Source organism: Pricia sp. (assembly GCF_041745955.1).
In the GTDB taxonomy this organism is placed as follows: domain Bacteria; phylum Bacteroidota; class Bacteroidia; order Flavobacteriales; family Flavobacteriaceae; genus Pricia.
This window is the reverse complement of the sequence record NZ_JBGTHY010000044.1, coordinates 1-4,151: the sequence shown is the minus strand read 5'-3', so window position 1 is coordinate 4,151 and position 4,151 is coordinate 1. Positions and strand designations below refer to the sequence as shown.

3 protein-coding genes and 1 pseudogene are annotated in these 4,151 nt (G+C 46.4%); 3 read left to right on the top strand and 1 reads right to left on the bottom strand.

Annotation, left to right across the window (positions count from 1 at the left end):
• Nucleotides 1-217: 217 nt before the first annotated feature.
• The 3 genes from pfkA (at nucleotide 218) to ACEW8S_RS01545 (ending at nucleotide 3,438) form a co-directional block, all read left to right on the top strand.
• Nucleotides 218-1,204 (top strand): 6-phosphofructokinase, encoded by a 987-nt coding sequence (gene pfkA, locus ACEW8S_RS01555; RefSeq protein WP_373516433.1) that lies wholly within the window; start codon nucleotides 218-220, stop codon nucleotides 1,202-1,204.
• A gap of 114 nt (nucleotides 1,205-1,318) precedes the next feature.
• Nucleotides 1,319-2,320, top strand: coding sequence for a type I glyceraldehyde-3-phosphate dehydrogenase (gap, locus tag ACEW8S_RS01550; protein WP_373516432.1), 1,002 nt, complete (start codon nucleotides 1,319-1,321; stop codon nucleotides 2,318-2,320).
• Between the two features lie 266 nt (nucleotides 2,321-2,586).
• Nucleotides 2,587-3,438: an N-acetylglucosamine kinase gene (locus ACEW8S_RS01545; protein ID WP_373516431.1), complete on the top strand. Its 852-nt coding sequence runs from the start codon at nucleotides 2,587-2,589 to the stop codon at nucleotides 3,436-3,438.
• A gap of 149 nt (nucleotides 3,439-3,587) precedes the next feature.
• On the opposite strand, the pseudogene ACEW8S_RS01540 reads toward ACEW8S_RS01545, so the two are convergent.
• Nucleotides 3,588-4,151: pseudogene (locus tag ACEW8S_RS01540) on the bottom strand (LPS-assembly protein LptD); the annotation flags it as partial.

Genomic DNA, 4,151 nt, shown 5'->3' with positions numbered 1-4,151 from the left:
CGTCACCCGACAAGGTGCCTGCCGCCGTAATGGGAAAGGACAGCCTGCTGCGGTTTTATCCGAAGTCGAAGGGGAGAAGATAATTTTTCAACTATTCGCCTGATTTCCTCCTTTATTTCTACGAAAAGGCTTGAGACCCTACGAATCGTTCAAATTAGAAGCCCGAGCCCTCCTTGAATTGGAACAAGTTTTGTAATTTTGCAGCTTAGTTTTTTTAATGGGTCCAGAAATAAAGAAAATAGGGGTTTTGACTTCCGGTGGCGATTCCCCAGGCATGAATGCGGCCATTCGATCTGTCGTTCGTACCTGTGCTTATATGAAGGTCGATTGTGTAGGTATCTATAGGGGGTATCAAGGTATGATCGAGGGCGATTTCAAACCTATGGATGCCAGAAGCGTCAACAACATCATTAATAAGGGGGGTACGATATTGAAGTCCGCCCGATGTGACGAGTTCCGGACGCCCGAAGGCCGTAAGATGGCCTATGATCAGCTACGTGCCGAAGGTATCGATGCTTTTGTGGTCATCGGGGGCGATGGTAGCTTTCATGGTGCAATGAAGTTCAACGAAGAATACCACTTTCCGATCATTGGCATACCGGGCACGATCGATAACGATATTTTCGGTACGTCGAACACGGTGGGTTTTGACACTGCGATGAACACGGTGGTCGACGTAATCGATAAGATCAGGGATACCGCAAGTTCGCACAATCGACTGTTCTTTGTAGAGGTGATGGGCCGTGATGTCGGGCATATTGCGCTGAACGCAGGCGTAGGTGCCGGTGCCGAGGAGATATTGATTCCCGAGGAAAATAGGGGCCTGGAACGTTTGTTGGAATCTTTGAAGCGCAGTAAGAAATCCGGAAAATCATCGAGTATCGTGGTGGTTGCCGAAGGGGACAAGATAGGCAAGAGTGTTTTCGAGCTCAAGGAATATGTTGAAGAACACCTACCTATATATGATGTCCGTGTTTCCGTATTGGGCCACATGCAGAGGGGCGGCGCACCTTCGTGCTATGATCGGGTACTGGCCAGTAGAATGGGGGTAAAGGCCGTTGAGAGCCTTTTGGAAGGGCAGACCAATTTTATGGTCGGCGTTCAGAACAACAAGATTGTTTTGACCCCGATCAGCAAGGCCATAAAGGGACATACGAAAATAGACAAAGAACTTTTACGGGTCTCGGAAATTATGACCACATAACCTCAGCATTCTTTGGTAAAAAACGGGTGATCCCCGAAGATTTTGTGGACTTGGTTCCTTACCGGACACCTATATGAAAAAAAACTTAAATTTTAATCCTAAAAACAGAAACATATGTCAGATTTAAAAATAGGAATTAACGGATTTGGACGCATCGGAAGATTGGTCTTTCGCGAGACGGTCAGAAGAAAAGGTGTCGATGTAGTCGCTATCAACGATCTTTTGGAAGTCGAGCACTTGGCCTACCTTTTAAAATACGATTCCGTTCACGGTCATTTCGACGGAACGGTAGAAGTAAAGGACGGACACCTGGTCGTAAACGGTAAGACGGTCAGGATTACCGCGGAAAGAGAGCCTAAAAATATCAAATGGGATGCCGTAGGTGTCGAGATCGTTGCCGAGTGTACCGGAATTTTCAAAACGCTGGATATGGCGCAGAAACATATCGATGGCGGCGCCAAAAAAGTAGTGATTTCCGCTCCTTCGCCCGACGCCCCTATGTTTGTTATGGGCGTTAACCATAAAGAGGTGAAGGCATCCGATACCATCGTATCCAACGCGTCGTGTACCACAAACTGTTTGGCGCCTATGGCCAAGGTACTGCACGATAGTTTCGGTATCGAAGAAGCCTTGATGACGACCGTTCACGCTACGACCGCTACACAAATGACCGTAGATGGCCCGTCCTCAAAAGATTGGAGAGGCGGCCGAAGTGCCTTGTTGAATATCATACCGGCTTCTACGGGCGCCGCCAAAGCGGTTACCAAAGTAATTCCGGCCTTGGAAGGAAAACTAACGGGAATGGCGTTCAGGGTACCGACCGCCGATGTTTCCGTTGTGGATCTTACCGTGCGTTTGGAAAAGGAAACCTCGTACGAGGAAATCAAAAAGGCTTTTAAAACGGCCTCCGAAGGAGAGTTGAAGGGTATTTTGGGATATACTGAAGAAGAGGTGGTCTCCCAAGATTTCGTTAGCGATCCCCGAACCAGTATTTTCGATGCCGGAGCAGGAATGGAGCTGAATCCGAGATTCTTCAAACTGATATGCTGGTACGATAACGAAGCCGGATTCTCCAACAAAATGGTAGATTTGGCGCAGCACGTGGCAAGTTTGTAACTTTTAAGCTATTTTTTTAATGGAATCCTGAGATTAGGCAAAATTTTGCTTATTTTAAGGATTCTTTTTGTTGGTATTGCAACTTGTAAAATAATTTTTATTTTTTACGGAGTACAACTTTTAGAGCCGGTCCTTTCAGGGATTTTTTGTTAAGTTTTACCGTTTAGAGATTTTTTAAACATACTCTTGATACCTATCATTTCATTACGTTTGGTAAGGTTTTTGGAATTTGGAATTTGGTGCTTGAAATTTTAACAACACAACTTATGATATTAATAGTAGACAGCGGGGCAACAAAATCCGATTGGATTGCCTTGGACAAGAAAGGAAACCAGTTGTTTATCACCCAAACGCTCGGTTTGAGTCCCGAAGTCCTGACGCGAAACGTCATCGAAGACCGATTGGCCAACAATTTTGAACTCTCGAAGAACAAGGAAGAGGTGTCGCAGTTGCATTTTTACGGAGCGGGCTGCGGAACCGATCGCATGAAAGCGTTCCTGACCGAAATTTTTAAGGATTTTTTCCCGAATGCCAAAGCCGATGTCAAGGAAGACACCTTTGCGGCCATTTTTGCAACGACCAAGGTAGGCCATCAAGGTATTGTCTGTATTTTGGGCACGGGCTCAAACTGTAGTTATTACGATGGTGAACGATTACATCAAAAAGTCACTTCTTTGGGATATATCCCCATGGATGACGGAAGCGGTAATTTCTTCGGAAGAAAATTGATACGGGACTATTATTTCAACAAGATGCCGCATGATTTGGCCGAAAAGTTCGCCGAGGGCTACAATCTAGAGGCCGATGTAATTAAGGAGAACCTTTATAAGCAGCCCAATCCGAATACGTATTTGGCCACTTTCGCCCGCTTTCTTGTGGAGAACAAAGACCACCCGTATTCAAAGGGCGTAATCGATAAGGGCTTTCAGCAGTTCATCAACAACTACATCATGCAATTCGATCTGGCCACCAAGGTGCCCATCAATTTCGTCGGTAGCATTGCCCATTACCTTCGCCAAGAATTGACCGCCGTTCTAGAGCGCAATGACCTAATAGTGGGGGTCATCCGCCAAAGACCCATTGAGGGCTTAATGGAGTTTCATCGGGAGACGCTGTAATCAAGTCAAGTACAAAATTCAAATTCAAGAAAAAGATACCATTGTAGTGCTCATGGTTTAAGGTTTAATTGCTACTTCGTAGCAGTTCAATGTATTTCTTTTTTCTTTGAACCTTGAATCTGCCGAAGGCAGAATTGAACCTTAAACCCTTACCGCCGCGAGCGCGATTGCTGGCTTCGGTTCTCCCATTTCAGATCACTGAGCAGGGAGCTTTTTATTCCGATAAAAAAGTACCAGCGGGAGTAGGTGCCGAAGGGCGTCCAGTTGAAGTTCATACGGAAGCTTTTTAGGTCGCGTTCGAACCGGAGCTGTGTCAGGGTGAATCCCTTGTTCTTGAAATCATAGCCCGATGAGCCGCCGACCTTCCACCGGGGTGAGAGTTCGACATCTCCCGAAAACATGAGGGAATGGCTGCTGAATTCGTTCTGTCGTGCGGAATTGAAGTAGCTGGCGGAGTAGGCCAGTCGAAAATTCCAGGGGATTTTTGTGGCGTATGGTGGATTTTCAACATCTTCGTCCTCATCTTCCCCATACTCGTCATCGATCAATCGGTTGTCGTAATTGTCGGCACGTCCGAAAAGGTCATCGTCGCGGCCGCCACTTTGGGCCACATAGTCGTAGGCACCTGGCTCATCTTCTTCCTCCTCCTCTTCCTGCTTTTTACCAAAAGTTTCGCTATCGATGGAATATCCGATATTGATATTGGCGGCCGT

What these genes read in the sequence shown, in the direction of transcription:
- pfkA (WP_373516433.1), top strand. Translation starts at nt 218, where the DNA reads ATGGGTCCAGAAATAAAGAAAATAGGGGTTTTGACTTCCGGTGGCGAT.
- gap (WP_373516432.1), top strand. Translation starts at nt 1,319, where the DNA reads ATGTCAGATTTAAAAATAGGAATTAACGGATTTGGACGCATCGGAAGA.
- ACEW8S_RS01545 (WP_373516431.1), top strand. Translation starts at nt 2,587, where the DNA reads ATGATATTAATAGTAGACAGCGGGGCAACAAAATCCGATTGGATTGCC.